Below are 16,535 nucleotides of genomic sequence, written 5' to 3' on the forward strand. Positions count from 1 at the left end.
GCCGTCTGCGTCTGCCGCCACGGCAGGTTGCAGGGGGCGGCAGGAGGGGCCGCGGGAGGGCCCCAGGGCTCCGAGGAAAATTGCGTCGCAGAACTCCTCACGCCCGGCAGCGCCTGGGCGATAGGCACGGTGAGCCCACGGAAGGGCACGCCGAGCCGATCTCAAGGAGTGACATCACCATGGCTCTGACCGTCAACCAGAACATCGCGGCGCTGAACGCGTACCGCAACCTCTCCAACACGCAGAACGACCTCTCGAAGTCGCTGGAGAAGCTCTCGTCCGGTCTGCGCATCAACCGCGCCGCCGACGACGCCGCTGGTCTGGCCATCTCCGAGGGTCTGCGCTCGCAGGTCGGTGGCCTCAAGGTCGCCGCCCGCAACGCCCAGGACGGCATCTCCGTCGTCCAGACCGCTGAGGGCGCCCTCACCGAGGTGCACGCCATCCTTCAGCGCCTGCGCGACCTGTCCGTCCAGGCGGGCAACGACTCGAACAACGACAAGGCGCGGGCCAACATCGCGACGGAGGCCAACAGCCTCGTCGACGAGCTCGACCGCATCGGCAAGTCCACCAACTTCAACGGCATCAACCTGCTGGACGGCACGGCTGGCGCGGGTGGCACTCTGACCTTCCAGGTCGGTGCGGGTGGCGCCAACTCCAACTCGACCATCGACGTGGACCTCTCCTCGGCCTCGCTCGCCAGCTTCGCCGCGGACCTTGAGGTCAAGCTCTACGACGCCGACACCGAGGCGTGGGGCGCCGATGGCGTGCTCGATTTCTCCACCGCCGGTGGTGCCCAGGCTGCGGTCGACCTGATCGACGGCAAGATCGAGGCCATCTCGACCGCTCGTGCCGAGCTGGGTGCTTACCAGAACCGCTTCGAGCACACGATCAAGAGCGTCAACGTGGCGATCGAGAACCTGTCCGCCTCGGAGTCGCGCATCCGCGACACCGACGTGGCCAACGAGACGGTGGCCTTCACCCGCGCGCAGATCCTGTCGCAGGCCGGCACCACCATCCTGGCTCAGGCCAAGAACCTGCCGCAGAGCGTTCTCCAGCTGCTGCAGTGATCCGACCCGGCCGGTGACCACCACCCCCACCGGCCGCACCTCCGGCGGTCTCGTCCCCCGTGAGACTGCCGGAACCGTGCCGGCGGCGTGCGTCTCGACGCGCGCCGCCGGCACCACCACACAGACGGAAGGCTCCGCGCAGGGGCCCGACCCGGAGGACGTACCTCGCCATGGCCGGACTCTCTGTCGACGGACTGATCAGCGGTCTGTCCACCTCGGCCCTGATCGACCAGCTCATCGCTGCCGAGGCGGTGCCGCAATCGCTGCTCAAGAGCAAGCAGAGCCAGACGAGCTCGCTCGTCTCGGCTCTCCAGGCGCTCAACACGCGCGTGGCCTCTCTGGCCGAGGCGGCGGCCAAGGCGGCCAAGCCGGAGTCGTGGGACGCGGCCAAGGCGACCTCGTCCTCCACCGACGTCACCACCTCCGTCGCGTCCGCGAGCGCCGCCCAGGCGGGTGAGGTCAGCTTCCGCGTCGACGCGGCGGCCACCAGCCAGGCCGTGGTGACCCGTGGGGCGTTCGGTCTCGCCGAGAACGTGCTCGCCGGGCAGCCTCCCGTGCTCACCCTCACGCGTGGCGACACGACAGTCACGATCGAGCCTGCTTCCGGGTCGCTCCAGGACGTCGTCGCGGCGATCAACCAGAACCCGGAAGCCGGCGTGCGGGCCACCCTGGTGCGGGGCGTCACCGCCGACGGTGCGGTGGGCTACCGGCTCCAGCTGACCGGCACCCAGACGGGCGAGCAGGACGGCGCGTTCTCGGTCTCGGGCCTGGTCGCCGACGAGAGCGCCGAGCTCCAGACCATCCGCACGGCGTCGGACGCCCGGATCACCCTCTATGCCGGCAGCGGCGCCGAGCAGGTGATGACCTCGTCGACGAACACGTTCGAGGGGCTGCTCTCCGGCGTGGACGTGACCGTGAGCGCCGCTGCCGTGGGCGAGGACGTCACCGTGAGCGTCGCTCGGGACGACGCGGCTCTGAAGTCGCTCGCCTCGGGGCTCGTCGGCAGCCTCGGTGTGGTGCTCTCGGAGATCTCCTCCCGCACGGCCACCACCACGACGACGGCCGCCGACGGCCGCACGGTCGTGACCGGTGGTCTGTTCTCGGGCGACTCGACGGTGCGAGGCCTGCAGCAGCAGCTCCAGTCGGCCATGTCCTTCCCTGTCGACGGTGTCTCGCCGTCGACGGTCGGCCTCGTGATCAACCGTGACGGTACGTTCACGTTCGACGAGACCAAGTTCGCCGAGGCGCTCGCCGCGGACCCTGCGAAGGTCCAGAAGGTCGTCGCGGGCGTCGCCCAGCGCGTCGCAGACGTCGCAGAGGCTGCGAGCGACCGGTACGACGGCACACTGACGACGAAGATCACGGGCCAGGAGTCGATCGTGAAGTCCCTGGGGGACCAGATCGACGCCTGGGACCGCCGCCTGGCGCTCCGGCGCGAGTCGCTGGTGCGCACGTACACCCAGCTCGAGACGCAGCTGTCGAGGCTGCAGTCGCAGTCGGCGTTCCTCATGTCGCAGCTCGGTGTGAACAACCAGAACTCGAACTGACGCGCGGAGCGAGGGGATTCCTGTGAACGTCGCCCGACAGCGGTTCCTCGAGGCCACGGTGGCCACGGCGAGCCCGGCCAAGCTGTTGACCCTGCTGTACGACCGTCTGGTGCTGGACCTGCACCGTGGGGCGGAGTCGTTCGGGCGCGGTGACGTGGCCGAGGGGCGCACGCACACCGACCACGCGCAGGACATCGTCACGGAGCTGATGGACACGCTCGACGTCGAGGCCTGGCCCGAGGGGCGACGGCTGCGGGACGTCTACGCCTTCCTGCTCAGCGAGCTCCTCACGGCCTCGACGGACGGCGACGCCGCGCGGGTGAGCGCGTGCTACGACCTGGTGCTGCCGCTCGCGGAGGCGTGGCGGGAGGCTGCCGCGGCGCAGGCGAGTTCCCCGGACCCCGCAGGTACCGCTCCCGGCGGCCTCCTCGGTGTCGGCTGAGGTGGGCACCATGACCTGGCCGGCGGTGCTGGACCGGCTCGAGGCCGACGTCGTCGCCGCGGAGTCGCTCGCCCGCCAGGCGCGCGCCGGCGGTGCGCCCGGCGAGCAGGCACAGCGCACGGACGACGCCGTGCTCCTGGCAGCCCCGGTCCCGTGGCAGCCTCCCGTGGGCCTCGACGCCCTGCCGGCCGCGCTGGAGGGCCGCGCGCGCGAACTGCTCGCGCGCCAGGAGGCGGCCGCCCGTGACCTCGCGGAGGCGGCCCGTGGTGTGCGCCGTCAGCTGGTGGCCACCGACGGGCTCAGCGGCCCCGATCCCGCAGAGCGCCCCGTCTTCCTCGACGTCGAGGGCTGAGCGCTCGCATCACCCGATACCACCGACTTGAACGGTTGAACGGGTGAAAGAGCCTTTCACGCTGCGGAAAACCTCACACCCGCCGCTGTACCTCCGATGGGGCCGACGAGCACGGACCGCTCATCACGCAGGCCATGGATCGGCCGTCCCGCATCGACCCTGACGAGGTAACCCCCGTATGGGCATGTTCGACTCCGTGAGCTTCGTGGCGCTCAGCTCGGCGCTCGACGGCCTCGCGCTGAGGCAGCGAGTGATCGCCGACAACGTCGCGAACCTCCAGACCCCCGGCTACCAGGCCAAGCGGGTGCTGTTCGAGGACGCCTTGGCCGCCGCCGTCGACAAGGGCACGGGTGCGGCCAGCCCGCGCGTGGCCCGGTCGCTGGAGCCGACCCGCGAGGACGGCAACAACGTGAACCTCGACCAGCAGACGCTGGCCAACATCGACACGAACCTGCGCTACCAGCTCGCCACGCAGGCGATCTCGGGCACGTTCTCCTCGATCCGCACGGCGATCGGGGGCCGGTGATGGGCCTCTTCGACGCGATCGGCATCGCCGGCACCGGCATGACCGTCAACCGCAAGTGGCTGGACGCGGTCAGCGACAACCTCGCCAACGCGAACAACGCCACCAGCACGGCCGAGGAGGCCTTCCGTGCGCGCTACGTGATCGCCGCGGAGTCCCCGGACGGCAAGGGCGTGCAGGTGGGCGGCATCGTGCTCGGTGACGCCGAGGGCCGGATGGTCCAGGAACCCGACCACCCCCTCGCCGACGCCCAGGGGTACGTGCGCTACCCCGAGATCGACATGTCCAGCCAGATGACCCAGCTGATCATGGCGCAGCGCGCCTACCAGGCGAACGCCGCGGTCGTGGACCGGGCACGCATGACGTACGAGGCCGCGCTGCAGATCGGACGATCCTGATGTTCTCTCCCGTGGGCGCGGTCAGCGCCGTCACCCCCGTCATGCCTGCCGCCGGCCTCCAGGCCGTGGACCGCACGCCGGCCGCCGACGCGGCCGGCTCGGGCTTCGCCGTCGCCCTGGGCGGTGCGATCGACCAGCTCCAGGCCGCGCAGTCGACGTCGCAGGCCCTGGCCGTCAAGGCCGTGACCGGTGACCTCGACGACGTGCACGACTACACGATCGCCGCCGCCCAGGCCTCGACGATGCTCGAGCTGACCGCCGCCGTGCGCAACAAGGCGGTCGAGGCGTTCACCGAGATCATGAGGATGCAGGCCTGATGCCCGCTCCCGTGCAGGCCGCGCTCGACCGGATGACCGGCTTCTTCAAGCAGTTCAGCGTCGCCCAGCGCACGTTCGCGCTCATCGCGGTGGCGGCGCTGGTGCTGGGCGGTGTGGCGCTGGCGAGCTGGGCGACCAAGCCGACGATGGCGCCGCTGTTCAGCGGGCTGTCCGGCGCGGACGCGAGCGCCGTCGTCGACCAGCTCGACGCCGCGGGCGTCAGCTATCAGCTCACCGACGGCGGCTCCACGGTGCTGGTGCCGACGGACCGGCTGTACCCGATGCGCATCCAGATGGCGGCGCAGGGGCTGCCCGCCTCCTCGCAGGCGGGCGGCTACTCGCTGCTCGACGACATGCCGATGACGTCGTCGGAGTTCCAGCAGCAGACCACCTACCTGCGGGCGGTGGAGGGCGAGCTGGCGCGCACGATCGAGGCGATCGACGGCGTCGAGACGGCGTCGGTCAAGCTGGCGATCCCTGAGCAGACGGTCTTCGTGGAGAACAAGGCCGACCCGACGGCGTCGGTGTTCGTCAAGACGCGCGCGGGCCGCACGCTGAGCACCGAGCAGGTGCAGGCGATCGTGCACCTGGTCTCGGCGGGCATCGACGGCATGAAGTCGAGCGACGTGGCCGTGATCGACGCGTCCGGCCAGGTGCTCTCGGCCATCGGGGCCGAGGGCGGCGGGGCCGGGTTCGACGGCAAGCGGACCGCGGACTACGAGCAGCGCGTCTCCCAGGCGCTGCAGAGCGTGCTGGACCCGATCCTGGGCCCGGGCAAGTCCGCCGTGACCGTCTCGGCAGAGCTCAACTTCGACGCCACGCAGCGCACGGTGGAGGAGTTCAGCGCCACGCCGGACACGCCGCCGCTGACGGAGACGGTGGACGAGGAGTCGTACACCGGCACGGGCGGCGGCGCCGCGGGCGTGCTGGGACCGGACAACATCCAGGTGCCGGGCGGTGCCAACGGCAACGGCGAGTACTCCAGCACGTCGGAGCAGCGCCAGAACGCCGTCAACAAGAGCACCGAGACGACGACGACGGCCCCGGGCCGCGTGGACCGCCAGTCGGTGGCGGTGCTCCTGGACCAGGAGGCGTCCGCGGCGCTGGACCTGGCCACCCTGCAGAACACGCTCGCCGCGGCCGCGGGCATCGACCCCGAGCGCGGCGACACGATCCAGGTGCAGCGCGCGGTGTTCGACACCTCGGCCGCCGACGCCGCCGCCGCGGCGCTCGAGGCCGAGGAGGCCGCTGCGGCTGCCGCGGCCCAGGAGAAGCTGTTCCGCGACCTGGTCATGGGCGGCGTCGGGCTGCTGGTCGCCCTGCTGCTGATCCTGTGGCTGGTGCGCCGTGCCAAGCGCTCGCGGCTGGCGCAGCGTGAGCGGCGCGAGGCCCTCGAGCTCGAGGCGCTGCGCGTCATGGAGCGTGAGGACCCGCTGCTGCTCGACTCCGCGGACGAGACGATCATGCTGCCGCCGGTCCCGGCGCAGCCGCCCGCCCCCGTGGAGCCGCCCCCGGCGGACCGCAAGCGCGCCGAGATCGCCGCCCTGGCGGACGAGCAGCCCGACGAGGTGGCCGAGCTGCTGCGCGGCTGGCTCGCCGGGGCGGGCCGCGGGGGTGACCGATGAGCGCCCCGACGACGGCGGCCCCCGGCGTGGTCGTGCCCGCGATGCCCGCGGCGCGCAAGGCGGCCATGGTGCTGGTGCAGCTCGGCAAGGAGCGTGCCTCGCGCATCCTGGCCCGCCTGGAGCCGGTGGAGATCGAGGAGATCACCGCCGAGATCCTGCGCATGGACCGGGTGGACCAGGAGATCGCGGACGCGGTGCTGGAGGAGTTCTACGACTTCTCGGCGATCGGCCCCGGCATCGGCGGCGGCGTGAGCCTCGCCCAGCAGCTCCTCGAGGCGACGATGAGCGCCGACGAGGCCGCGGGGATGATCGAGCGCCTGCAGAGCTCGCTCGCGGGCCAGCCGTTCGAGTTCCTGCAGCAGGCCGACGCCCGCCAGGTGATCTCGCTCCTGTCGGGCGAGCACCCGCAGGCCATCGCCCTGGTGCTGGCGCACCTGCGGCCGGACCACGCCTCGGTGATCCTGGCGGGCCTGCCGGCCTCGCTCCAGGGCGACGTGGCGCACCGCATCGCGCTGATGGACCGGGCCTCGCCCGACGTCGTCACCGTGGTGGCCGAGTCGCTCCAGCGCAAGGCCTCGACGGTGCTCACGCCCCGCGAGCTGGCTGCTGTGGGCGGGGTGGCGCCGCTGGTGGAGATCATCAACCGGGCCGACCCCACCACGGAGAAGGCGATCCTCGAGGGTCTGGAGACCCGGGACGAGGCGCTGGCCGAGGAGGTCCGCAGCCAGATGTTCGTGTTCGCGGACATCCTGCTGCTGGAGGACCGCGCGATGCAGCTGGTGCTGCGCCAGGTGGAGACCTCGGACCTGTCGGTCTCGCTCAAGGGCGCCGACGACGCGGTGCGCGACAAGATCATGCGCAACCTGTCCGAGCGTGCCCGCGAGAACCTCGCCGAGGAGATCGACATGCTCGGCCCCGTGCGGGTCTCGCAGATCGAGGAGGCGCGCTCCAACATCGTGCAGATCATCCGCCGCCTGGAGGAGTCGGGCCAGATCGCGATCCGCCGCGAGGGCGAGGACGACTATGTCTCCTGAGCCCTCGGTGGCCGTGCGGCCCGTGCTACCGGCCGTGCCCGACGTCGTCGACCCCCACCGCCCCGACGCGCAGCGCGGGGCCGGCTGGGCGGCCGGCTACGCGGCGGGCGCTCGCCGGGCGGCCGAGGTCGCGCGCCAGCGTGCCGAGCAGGACGCCGCGGCCCGTGCCGCGGCGGACGCCCGGCACGCGGCCGAGGTGGCCGGCGCCCTGCGGGCGCTGGCCGCTGCCGCCGCCGGGGTGCGCGCCCTGCGCACCCCCGTGGTGCAGGAGTCGGAGCGCACGCTGCACACGCTGGCGCTGGAGCTCGCCGAGGCCGTGCTGGGCGTCGAGCTGTCGGACGCCGAGCACGGTGCCCGGGCGGCGCTCGCCCGGGCCCTGTCGCGGCCGTGGGACGACGAGGGCGTCACCGTGCGCATGCACCCCGACGACCTGGCCCTCGTGCACGCCGCGACCGGTGCCGACGCGTCGCCGGAGGGCGTGCGGGTCGTCGCCGACCCCACCGTGGCGCGCGGGGACGCCGTCGCCGAGCACGTCGACGGCTGGCTCGACGCCCGCATCGGCACCGCCCTCGAGCGTGCCCGCGCCGCGCTCGACGCCGCGGACGGCGCGCCCGTCCCGGAGGGCGAGCGGTGAGCGCCGCGACGGCGCTGCGCGGCGGCGCGTGGACCCGGGCGCTGTCGGCGGCCGAGCCCGAGGCCGTCGGCACCGTGCGCGGCGCGGTCGGCCTCGTGGTCGAGGTCGCGGGCCTGACCGCCGCTGTGGGGGACATGCTCACGGTGGGGCAGGGGAGCGCCGCCACCCCCGTCGAGGTGGTCGCGGTGGACCGCGAGCACCTGCGCTGCATGCCGCTGGGAGACACCCGGGGGCTCGCCGCCGGCCTGCCCGTGCGCGCGACCGGCGGCAGCCTGCGCGTCCCCGTCGGCGCCGGGCTGCTCGGCCGGGTCCTGGACGGCCTCGGCCGCCCGGTGGACGGCAGGGGACCCGTGGACGCCCAGGCGTGGGTGCCCGTGGACCAGCCGGCCCCCGGACCGCTCGACCGCGCCCGGGTCGACACCCCGGTGCCCCTGGGCGTGCGCGTGCTCGACACCCTGGTGACGGCCGGCCGCGGCCAGCGCCTGGGGCTGTTCGCGGGCTCCGGCGTGGGCAAGTCGAGCCTGCTGTCCATGATCGCTCGCGGTACCGAGGCGGAGGTCAGCGTCATCGCCCTGGTGGGCGAGCGTGGCCGCGAGGTGCGCGAGTTCCTCGAGGACGACCTGGGGCCCGAGGGCCTGGCCCGCTCCGTCGTCGTCGTCGCGACCTCCGACGCCCCGCCGCTGGTGCGGCTGCGCGCCGCGTTCGTGGCCACCCGGATCGCCGAGCACCTGCGCGACGAGGGCCGCCACGCCGTGCTGATGATGGACTCCCTGACCCGTGTGGCGATGGCCCAGCGCGAGATCGGCCTGTCCGTGGGGGAGCCGCCCGCCACGCGCGGCTACCCGCCCAGCACCTTCGCCCTCATGGCCCGCCTGCTCGAGCGTGCCGGCACGGGCCCTCGCGGCTCCATCACCGGCCTGTACACCGTGCTGGTGGACGGTGACGACCACAACGAGCCCATCGCCGACGCCGCACGCTCGATCCTCGACGGGCACGTGGTGCTGCGCCGTGAGCTGGCGGTGGCCGGGCACTTCCCGGCGGTCGACGCCGTCGACTCCGTCTCCCGCGTGGCCTCCCGCGTCACCCGGCCCGACCAGCGCGCCGACGCCGCCGAGCTGCGCGCGGTGCTCGCGGCCCGGCGCCGGGCCCAGGACCTGCTCGACGTCGGCGCCTACGCCGCCGGCTCCGACCCGCGCGTGGACGCCGCCCTGGCGAACGCCGCCGCCATCGACGCCTTCTGCCGCCAGTCGCTGGAGGAGACCGCCCCCGCGGCCGAGTCCTGGCAGCGGCTGCGCGACCTCGCGACCACCTTGAGGGGGACACCATGAGCCGAGCCTTCCCGCTGGCCGGGCTGCTGCGCGTGCGCGGCCTGGAGCGCGACAGCGCCGCCGCGGCCCTCGCCCGGGCCCAGAACGAGGCGCGCGAGGCCGACCAGCGTGCCCGTGCCGCCCGCGAGGCCCTGTACGAGCACGAGATGCCCGCGACCTCCGACGCCCAGACGTGGCAGGCGCAGGTCGCCTCGCGCGCGGCGCTCCTGGCCCTGCTCGACCAGAGCCGCGACATCGCCGCCCGCCGCCAGGCCGAGACCGAAGAGCGCCGGCACGCGTGGAACGAGGCGCGCGGCCGCGTCCGTGTCGTCGAGCGCCTGCACGACCGCCACCGCGAGGCGCAGACGGCCGACGAGCTGCGCGCCGAGCAGAACGTCCTCGACGAGATCGCCGGGCGCACCGCACCCGGCCCCAGCCAGAGGGAGACCCCGTGAGCACCCCGACGATCGCCCCCGCCCCGGCACCGGCCCGCGCCGGTGCGCCTGCGGCCACCGCAGGGCGTGGTGGCGACGGCGCGAGCGGGGGGACGCCCTTCTCCGACACGCTCGCCGACGCCGTGCGCGCGGCGCTCGGCGCCCGGCCGGGCACGCAGGCCGGTGCTCAGGCCGGTGCCGGCTCGGACGCCCAGGCCGGTGCCCAGGACGGGGCGCAGGCCGGCATCCCCACGGGCCAGGCAGGCGCGGACGGGGAGCAGGCAGGCGGCCCGGCGGTCGACGCCGGCGTGCCGGGGGCACCGCTCCCGGAGCAGGCCGCTCCCTCGATCGACGGCGTGGCACAGGTCGTGGCGGGGCTGGTGCAGCCTGCTCCCGCCGTCGTGCCCGGCGCGACGGGCGCCTCGACGCCGGCCGAGGCGGCCGCGACCGCGGTGCCTGCGGCGCCCGCGGTGACGGGCGGTTCCGCGGCAGGTGCTGCCGCGGTGCCGGGTGCGCCCGCTCTCACCGCTGCGGCCACCGCCGAGGCCGCGGCGGACCCCGCCGCCGAGGCGCACGTCCGCGCCGCCGCCCCGGGGGCGGGGGAGGCCGAGGGCCAGGTACCGGCCCGTCCGGCGCAGGCCGGCCCGACGGCGCCCACGCGGACCGGCGGGCAGCCGGCCGGCCCGTCGACCGCCGCGCCCGCCCCGACCGTGGCCGACCCGGCGGCGACGGCCGCCGCGGCCTCGACGGCCGGGACCGTCACCGCGGCGGCGCAGCACCTCGCCGCGCGTGCGGCCGACGCCTCGGGCGGCGAGCCAGTCCCGACCGGCACGCCTGCCGTCGCGGCCTCCGCCGCCCCCGCGCCCGTGACGGCCGCCCCCGTCGCGGCGACGCCCGCTCCGGCCCCGGCGCCGGCCGTGCCCGAGAACCTCGCGGCCCAGCTCGCCGAGGGCCTCGGCGCCCGCCTGCGCCCGGTCGGGAAGCTCGGGGAGGGGCGCCACGTGCTGTCGGTGCCGATCGACCCCGAGCAGCTCGGCCCGGTCCGGGTCGTCGCCCACATCACCGCCCAGCACGTGCGCCTGGAGCTCGTGGGCGCCACCGACCAGATGCGCGACGCCCTGCGCGGCGTGCTCGGCGACCTGCGCCGCGACCTCGCCGACGCCGGGCTCGAGGCGGAGGTGGGCCTCGGCGGGCGCGAGACGCCCGACGGCGGCCACGACAGCACCGACGACGGCACCCGCCACGACGGCGACGCACCCGCTCCTGGGCCGCGCACCGCCGTCCGGCACGACGTCGCCGGCCCCGCCGGTGCCGGGCTGGTCGACACCGGCCCCCGGCGCCCCGGGACCCTCGACCTGCTCGCCTGACCACGACCTGCTCCACGCACGACCGCCACGCACCACACGGACGGAGAACCCATGACCATCGACGCACCCGGCGCGATCGACGTCGCATCGCTGACCACGCCTCGCGCGACGACGGCCAGCGACCGCCCGAACGACCAGCTCGACCGCCAGGCGTTCCTCCAGCTCCTGGTGGCGCAGCTGCGCAACCAGGACCCGAGCAACCCCATGGACACCTCGCAGCTGATGACGCAGACCACGCAGCTGTCCATGACGGAGTCGCTCACCGAGCTCGCCGACACGCAGCGGGAGGCGTTCGCGCTCCAGATGCGCGCCACGGCCGCCTCGCTGGTCGGCCAGCAGGTCAGCTACCTCGACGAGGCGGGCAAGGTCGTCACCGGCACCGCCAGCTCGACCTCCTACGCCGCACCCGTGCCCACCGTCCGCGTCGGCGACGTGGACGTGCCGCTCGAGTCGGTCGCCGGCGTGATCGCCGCCACCGGCACCGGCTCCACGGCGCCCACGGTGCCCGGCACCGACGCCACCGCCTGACCTCCAGCCTCTCGCACGTCCCCCGAAAGGAACCACCATGCTCCGCTCGCTCTTCTCCGGCATCAGCGGCCTGCGCAGCCACCAGACGATGCTCGACGTCACCGGCAACAACATCGCCAACGTGAACACCACGGGCTTCAAGTCGTCCCAGGTGCAGTTCCAGGACGCGCTCAGCCAGGTGGTGCAGAACCCCGCCGGCGCCCAGAACGGCCTCGGTGGCACCAACCCCGCCCAGGTGGGCCTCGGCGTGCGCGTCGCCGGTATCACCACCAGCTTCACGCAGGGCTCGGCCCAGCTCACGGGCCGCAGCACCGACATGATGATCCAGGGCGACGGCTTCTTCGTGGTCCGCAAGGGCAACGAGACGTTCTACACGCGTGCTGGCTCGTTCGACTTCGACGCCACGGGCCAGATGGTGCTGCCCGGCGAGGGCGCGCTCGTCCAGGGGTGGGCCGCCGTGGACGGCGTCGTCGACCCGAACGGCCCGCTGACGGACCTGCGTGTGCCCACCGGCACCGTCATGCCGCCCAGGCAGACCACCGCCGCCACCTTCGCGGGCAACCTCGACGCCGAGGCGGCCACGGGCACCGTGCTCGAGCGCACCACCAAGGTGTACGACGCGGAGGGCAACGCCCGCGAGCTGACCCTGTCCTTCACGCGAACGGCCACCGGCTGGGACGTCTCGGGCACGGGTGTGACGCCCACGTCCCTGACCCTCACCGACGGCGTGCTGGCCCCGCTGGGCACCATCACCGCCGACGGCGTGGCCGTGGACGTCTCCGGCCTGACCGGCTTCGCGGGCGTGGACACGATCAAGTTCGAGGGGCAGAACGGCCAGGCCGCCGGTGTGCTGCAGGCCTTCACCCTGGGCAACGACGGCACCATCACCGGCTCGTTCAGCAACGGCATGAGCCAGGTGCTGGGCCGCATCGCGCTGGGCACGTTCAACAACCCGGCCGGCCTGGAGAAGGCGGGCGGCTCGCTGTTCCGCACCACCGTCAACTCCGGCGAGGCCCAGGTGGGCACCGCGGGCACCGGCGGGCGCGGCGGCCTGTCCGGCGGCGCGGTCGAGATGTCGAACGTCGACCTCTCCAGCGAGTTCACCAACCTGATCGTGGCCCAGCGTGGCTTCCAGGCGAACTCCCGCGTCATCACCACCTCGGACGAGGTGCTGAACGAGCTGGTCAACCTCAAGCGCTGACGCAGGCAGCACGAGCGACGTCTGAGGAGACTCAGTGGAAGCGATCAGCCAGATCGTGGCGCGGGTGAGCGAGCTCTCGACCGTCACCGGGACGGCCCCCGCGGCCGTCCCGGCGACGGCGAGCACCGCCTCGGCCCCGACCGCGGCGGCCGGCACCTTCGCGTCGGCGCTGGCCGCCGAGCTGGCGGGCACGGGCACGACCTCCGCCCTGCCCGGCACCCTCGCGGGCACGGTGCCGGGTGGGGTGCCGGGTGCGCTGGCGGGCCTCCTGCCCGCGGCGAGCGGCAGCACCGCCGGGGGCGGTCTCGCCGCGGCGCTGCCCGCGGCGGCCGGTACGACGTCGCTCGCCCAGCTGTGGGCGCAGGCCACCTTCGGCCAGGCCCGCACCGTGGAGGGTGTGACGGCGGTGCCGGGCGCTCCTTCCGGTGCAGCCGCTGCGGCGGCCGGGGTGTCCGGGGCGGCCGAGGCCGGCCCGGTCTGGCAGCCCGCCGCGCCGACGTCGGACGTCGCCGCGCGCGGCCAGCAGGTCGTCGCCACCGCGCTCGAGCACGTCGGCACGCCCTACGTGTGGGGCGGCTCCACGCCGGCGGGCTTCGACTGCTCCGGCCTGGTGAGCTACGCGTACGCGAAGGTCGGCGTGGACCTGCCGCACCAGTCCACCGCCATCCGCGACTCCGCGCGCACCACCGTGGTCTCCCGCGAGGAGGCGCTGCCGGGCGACATCATCTGGTCGCCGGGGCACGTGTCCGTCTACATGGGCGACGGCATGCAGGTGGAGGCCTCGCGCCCGGGTGGCTGGGACGTGGCCGTGCGCAAGATCTGGCAGCAGGACCCGGTCTTCCTGCGTGTGGTCTGAGAGCCACCGTGACGCCGGCAGCACCGCGCGGAGGGGGAGCGGTGGCCCGGAACCCTCACATCTCACCCTCGCCGGCCGATGAGCAAGGCACGGGCCCACGGAGGGGCCCTGGCCGGATCATCGCCCCGGCCTGCCAGCCGGGACCAGGGACAGGGCCTGCCGTGATCATCGTGACGCGTCTGAACGGGACACCCTTCGGGGTCAACCCCGATCTGATCCAGCGCGTCGAGACCGCGCCCGACACGATCCTGACCCTGGTGGACGGCAGCAAGTACGTCATCACCGAGACCCTCCAGGACGTCATCCGCCTGGTCACCGAGCACAAGGCCACGGTCCTCGCCCACGCGCGGGACATGCCGAGCACGGTCTCCGAGCCGGAGGACACCGCCCCCCACCTCGTGGTCCACGAGGGCGGGAACGGTGACGACCCGCCACCCCCCGTCCCGCTTCGACCGAGGAGCCCGTGATGGATCCCGCCGGAATCATCGGAATCGTCGTCGCCCTGGTAGCGATCTTCGCCATGCTGCTGATCGAGGGCGCCGACCCGATGTCGATCATGCTGCCCGCACCGATGATCCTGGTGTGGTTCGGCACGATGGCCGTGGGCGTCGCCGGTCACACCATGAAGGACGTCGTCGAGTCCTACAAGGCGGTCCCCCGCGCTCTGGGCAGCAAGGCACCGGACCCCGCGGGCACGATCGACGTGCTCGTCGGCCTGGCCGACCGCGCCCGCCGCGAGGGCCTGCTCGCGCTCGAGGACGAGGCGCGCAAGGTCGAGGACCCGTTCCTGCGCGCCGGGCTCCAGCAGGCCATCGACGGCACGGACCCCGACGACCTGCGGGGCATCCTGGAGGACCGGATCGCCTCCAAGCGCACCGCGGACCGCGTGTACTCCAAGTACTTCCAGGACATGGGCGGCTACGCGCCCACCGTCGGCATCATCGGCACGGTCATCTCGCTGGTGCACGTGCTCGAGAACCTGTCCGACCCGTCGTCGCTGGGCCACGCCATCGCCGCCGCGTTCGTCGCGACCCTGTGGGGCATCCTCTCGGCCAACGTCGTCTGGCTGCCCATCTCCAACCGCATCCGCCGCGTCTCCGACCTGGAGTGCATGCAGATGGAGGTCACGCTCGAGGGCCTGATCGCCGTGCAGTCCGGCGCCAACCCGCGCGTGGTGGGCGAGGTGCTGCGCAGCCTCCTGCCGCCGGAGCCGGAGGGCAGGCCCGGCAAGAAGCAGGCTGCCGCATGAGCGGCGGGGGCCGGCGCCGCAAGGCGCACGAGGAGGAGCACGTCAACCACGAGCGCTGGCTCGTGAGCTACTCCGACATGATCACCGTGCTCATGGGTCTGTTCATCGTGCTGTTCGCGATGAGCCAGGTCGACCAGGAGAAGTACGAGGCGCTGCGCGCGTCCCTGCAGGCCGGCTTCCAGGTGGCGTCCGGGTCGGACGGCATCCTCGACGGCAGCAGCGGTGTCATGGACGGCCACGACGCGCCCGACACGCCTCGGGACCCCGCCACGAGCACGGCCGGCATCGTGGACGCCGACGAGGGGCTGGGGCTGCAGGGCGCCGACCTGACCTCGCACGAGCGGCTGGGCACCGACCCGCGCGCCCTGGCGCTGGCCGAGGAGGAGGCCGAGCACCTCGAGCAGATCCGCGACCGGATCCGTGCCGAGCTCGAGTCCGCGCACCTGGCGCGCACCGTGGACTTCCGGATCGACGACCGCGGCCTGACCATGCGCCTGGTGGCCGACGACGTCTTCTTCGCCGCCTCGAGCGCCGAGCTGACCGAGACGGCGCGGCAGGTGCTGGACACGGCGTCCGCGACGCTGCGCGAGATCTCCGAGCACGTCTCGGTCGAGGGGCACGCCAACATCATCCCCGTGTCGGGCAGGTACCCGACGAACTGGGAGCTGTCGTCCGACCGAGCCACGCAGGTGCTGCGCCGGCTCGTGGAGAACGGCGGCGTCCCCGGCGAGCGCGTCATGGCCGTCGGGTTCGGTGACGAGCGCCCGCTCGTCAGCGGCACCGACGACATGGCGCTGGCCGCCAACCGGCGGGTGGACCTCGTGGTGCTGAGCGACGCACCCGAGGCCGTCCGCGACCTGCTTCCCGTGGTCGACCAGGAGAAGGGCTGACCCCTATGCCGCTCGAACAGCGCGTCATCACCCCGCAGAAGATCGGCGGCCCCAAGCCGGCGACGTCGATCAAGCCCGTCAAGGAGGAGGCCGTCGCGGCCGAGGAGCCGGCGAAGCGGCCCCGGGGGCGCAGGGCGCTGGCCGTGGTCGGTGCGCTCGTGGTCGTCGCCCTCCTGGGTGCGGGCGCCGCCTGGTGGTGGCTCGGCCGCGACAGCGAGCCCGCGCCGCCGCCTCCCCCGGAGCCGGGGGAGGTCATGCAGATCGACCCGATCAGCATCAACCTGGCCAACGGCCGCTACCTGCGCCTGGGTCTGGGCCTGCAGCTCACCGCGGACGCCGGCGGCCACGGTGCCGGCCCGGACGCGTCGATCGCGCTCGACCACGCCATCAGCCTGTACTCGGGGCGCGACATCTCCGAGGTGGCCGACCCGGTGACACGCGAGGAGCTCAAGCAGACGCTCGCCGAGCAGCTCGAGCACGCCTACCACGGGGAGGTGATGGACGTCTATCTGAGGGAGTTCGTCTACCAGTGACGGTCACGGCACGGCCCGCCAGGGCTGCGGCCACCGTCCGGCGGGCTCGGCCCGCCTCACGTTCACGGCGCCACGGAGGGCGCCACACCGCCCCGCTCCGCCCCGGCACGACGCCGCCGGCGGGACCGGCCCACGAGGGGTCCGGCGCGGGGATCCGGGGCACGGGCGTGCCCCCACGGCCTCTCGTCGTGCGCTCTCACCCGTCGTTTTCCTCACACCTGCCCGCAGACG

The 16,535-nt window shown here is 73.9% G+C and carries 20 protein-coding genes; all 20 read left to right on the plus strand.

What is annotated here, in order from left to right; genetic code table 11:
* Nucleotides 1-179 precede the first annotated feature (179 nt).
* The 20 genes from DNL40_RS04055 to DNL40_RS04150 all read left to right on the plus strand — a co-directional run bounded on the left by DNL40_RS04055 (nt 180) and on the right by DNL40_RS04150 (nt 16,304).
* Nucleotides 180-1,067, plus strand: coding sequence for a flagellin N-terminal helical domain-containing protein (locus DNL40_RS04055; protein ID WP_111249977.1), 888 nt, complete (start codon nt 180-182; stop codon nt 1,065-1,067).
* 170 nt (nt 1,068-1,237) lie between these two features.
* Nucleotides 1,238-2,614 carry a flagellar filament capping protein FliD gene (gene fliD / locus DNL40_RS04060; RefSeq protein ID WP_111249978.1) on the plus strand — a complete coding sequence of 459 codons (1,377 nt, stop codon included), beginning with the start codon at nt 1,238-1,240 and terminating at the stop codon, nt 2,612-2,614.
* Between the two features lie 22 nt (nt 2,615-2,636).
* Nucleotides 2,637-3,056, plus strand: a complete 420-nt coding sequence (locus DNL40_RS04065) for a flagellar export chaperone FliS (protein WP_111249979.1) — start codon at nt 2,637-2,639, stop codon at nt 3,054-3,056.
* 10 nt (nt 3,057-3,066) lie between these two features.
* Nucleotides 3,067-3,408 (plus strand): hypothetical protein, encoded by a 342-nt coding sequence (locus DNL40_RS04070; protein WP_146252011.1) that lies wholly within the window; start codon nt 3,067-3,069, stop codon nt 3,406-3,408.
* Between the two features lie 184 nt (nt 3,409-3,592).
* On the plus strand, nt 3,593-3,934 hold the full coding sequence (locus tag DNL40_RS04075; protein ID WP_111250242.1) for a flagellar basal body rod protein FlgB: 342 nt from the start codon (nt 3,593-3,595) through the stop codon (nt 3,932-3,934).
* Nucleotides 3,934-4,329: a flagellar basal body rod protein FlgC gene (locus tag DNL40_RS04080; RefSeq protein WP_111249981.1), complete on the plus strand. Its 396-nt coding sequence runs from the start codon at nt 3,934-3,936 to the stop codon at nt 4,327-4,329. Before DNL40_RS04075 ends, DNL40_RS04080 begins: the two co-directional genes overlap by 1 nt.
* The gene (gene fliE, locus DNL40_RS04085; protein WP_111249982.1) at nt 4,329-4,646 is read left to right on the plus strand and encodes a flagellar hook-basal body complex protein FliE; all 318 of its coding nucleotides are present in this window, start codon (nt 4,329-4,331) and stop codon (nt 4,644-4,646) included. The genes DNL40_RS04080 and fliE overlap by 1 nt, the downstream gene beginning before the upstream one ends.
* Nucleotides 4,646-6,271 carry a flagellar basal-body MS-ring/collar protein FliF gene (fliF, locus tag DNL40_RS04090; protein ID WP_111249983.1) on the plus strand — a complete coding sequence of 542 codons (1,626 nt, stop codon included), beginning with the start codon at nt 4,646-4,648 and terminating at the stop codon, nt 6,269-6,271. Before fliE ends, fliF begins: the two co-directional genes overlap by 1 nt.
* Nucleotides 6,268-7,305: a flagellar motor switch protein FliG gene (fliG, locus tag DNL40_RS04095; RefSeq protein ID WP_111249984.1), complete on the plus strand. Its 1,038-nt coding sequence runs from the start codon at nt 6,268-6,270 to the stop codon at nt 7,303-7,305. Before fliF ends, fliG begins: the two co-directional genes overlap by 4 nt.
* Complete coding sequence (locus DNL40_RS04100) at nt 7,295-7,939, plus strand: FliH/SctL family protein (protein ID WP_111249985.1); 645 nt, start codon at nt 7,295-7,297, stop codon at nt 7,937-7,939. Before fliG ends, DNL40_RS04100 begins: the two co-directional genes overlap by 11 nt.
* Nucleotides 7,936-9,267: a FliI/YscN family ATPase gene (locus tag DNL40_RS04105; protein ID WP_245885649.1), complete on the plus strand. Its 1,332-nt coding sequence runs from the start codon at nt 7,936-7,938 to the stop codon at nt 9,265-9,267. The genes DNL40_RS04100 and DNL40_RS04105 overlap by 4 nt, the downstream gene beginning before the upstream one ends.
* A complete protein-coding gene (locus DNL40_RS04110; protein ID WP_111249986.1) occupies nt 9,264-9,701 on the plus strand; it encodes a flagellar export protein FliJ in 438 nt (145 codons plus the stop codon). Before DNL40_RS04105 ends, DNL40_RS04110 begins: the two co-directional genes overlap by 4 nt.
* Nucleotides 9,698-11,047, plus strand: a complete 1,350-nt coding sequence (locus tag DNL40_RS04115; protein ID WP_111249987.1) for a flagellar hook-length control protein FliK — start codon at nt 9,698-9,700, stop codon at nt 11,045-11,047. Before DNL40_RS04110 ends, DNL40_RS04115 begins: the two co-directional genes overlap by 4 nt.
* Before the next feature lie 51 nt (nt 11,048-11,098).
* Nucleotides 11,099-11,575 (plus strand): flagellar hook assembly protein FlgD, encoded by a 477-nt coding sequence (locus DNL40_RS04120; protein WP_111249988.1) that lies wholly within the window; start codon nt 11,099-11,101, stop codon nt 11,573-11,575.
* A gap of 37 nt (nt 11,576-11,612) precedes the next feature.
* Nucleotides 11,613-12,776 (plus strand): flagellar hook protein FlgE, encoded by a 1,164-nt coding sequence (locus DNL40_RS04125; RefSeq protein WP_111249989.1) that lies wholly within the window; start codon nt 11,613-11,615, stop codon nt 12,774-12,776.
* 34 nt (nt 12,777-12,810) lie between these two features.
* Nucleotides 12,811-13,632: a C40 family peptidase gene (locus DNL40_RS04130; RefSeq protein WP_245885650.1), complete on the plus strand. Its 822-nt coding sequence runs from the start codon at nt 12,811-12,813 to the stop codon at nt 13,630-13,632.
* A gap of 170 nt (nt 13,633-13,802) precedes the next feature.
* A complete protein-coding gene (locus DNL40_RS04135; protein ID WP_245885651.1) occupies nt 13,803-14,099 on the plus strand; it encodes a flagellar FlbD family protein in 297 nt (98 codons plus the stop codon).
* Nucleotides 14,099-14,881 (plus strand): motility protein A, encoded by a 783-nt coding sequence (locus DNL40_RS04140; protein WP_111249991.1) that lies wholly within the window; start codon nt 14,099-14,101, stop codon nt 14,879-14,881. The genes DNL40_RS04135 and DNL40_RS04140 overlap by 1 nt, the downstream gene beginning before the upstream one ends.
* Nucleotides 14,878-15,771 carry an OmpA/MotB family protein gene (locus tag DNL40_RS04145; protein ID WP_111249992.1) on the plus strand — a complete coding sequence of 298 codons (894 nt, stop codon included), beginning with the start codon at nt 14,878-14,880 and terminating at the stop codon, nt 15,769-15,771. Before DNL40_RS04140 ends, DNL40_RS04145 begins: the two co-directional genes overlap by 4 nt.
* Nucleotides 15,772-15,776: 5 nt before the next feature.
* On the plus strand, nt 15,777-16,304 hold the full coding sequence (locus DNL40_RS04150) for a flagellar basal body-associated FliL family protein (protein WP_111249993.1): 528 nt from the start codon (nt 15,777-15,779) through the stop codon (nt 16,302-16,304).
* The last annotated feature ends 231 nt before the right edge of the window (nt 16,305-16,535 follow it).

The organism is Xylanimonas oleitrophica (assembly GCF_003244315.1).
Taxonomy (GTDB): Bacteria; Actinomycetota; Actinomycetes; order Actinomycetales; family Cellulomonadaceae; genus Xylanimonas_A; species Xylanimonas_A oleitrophica.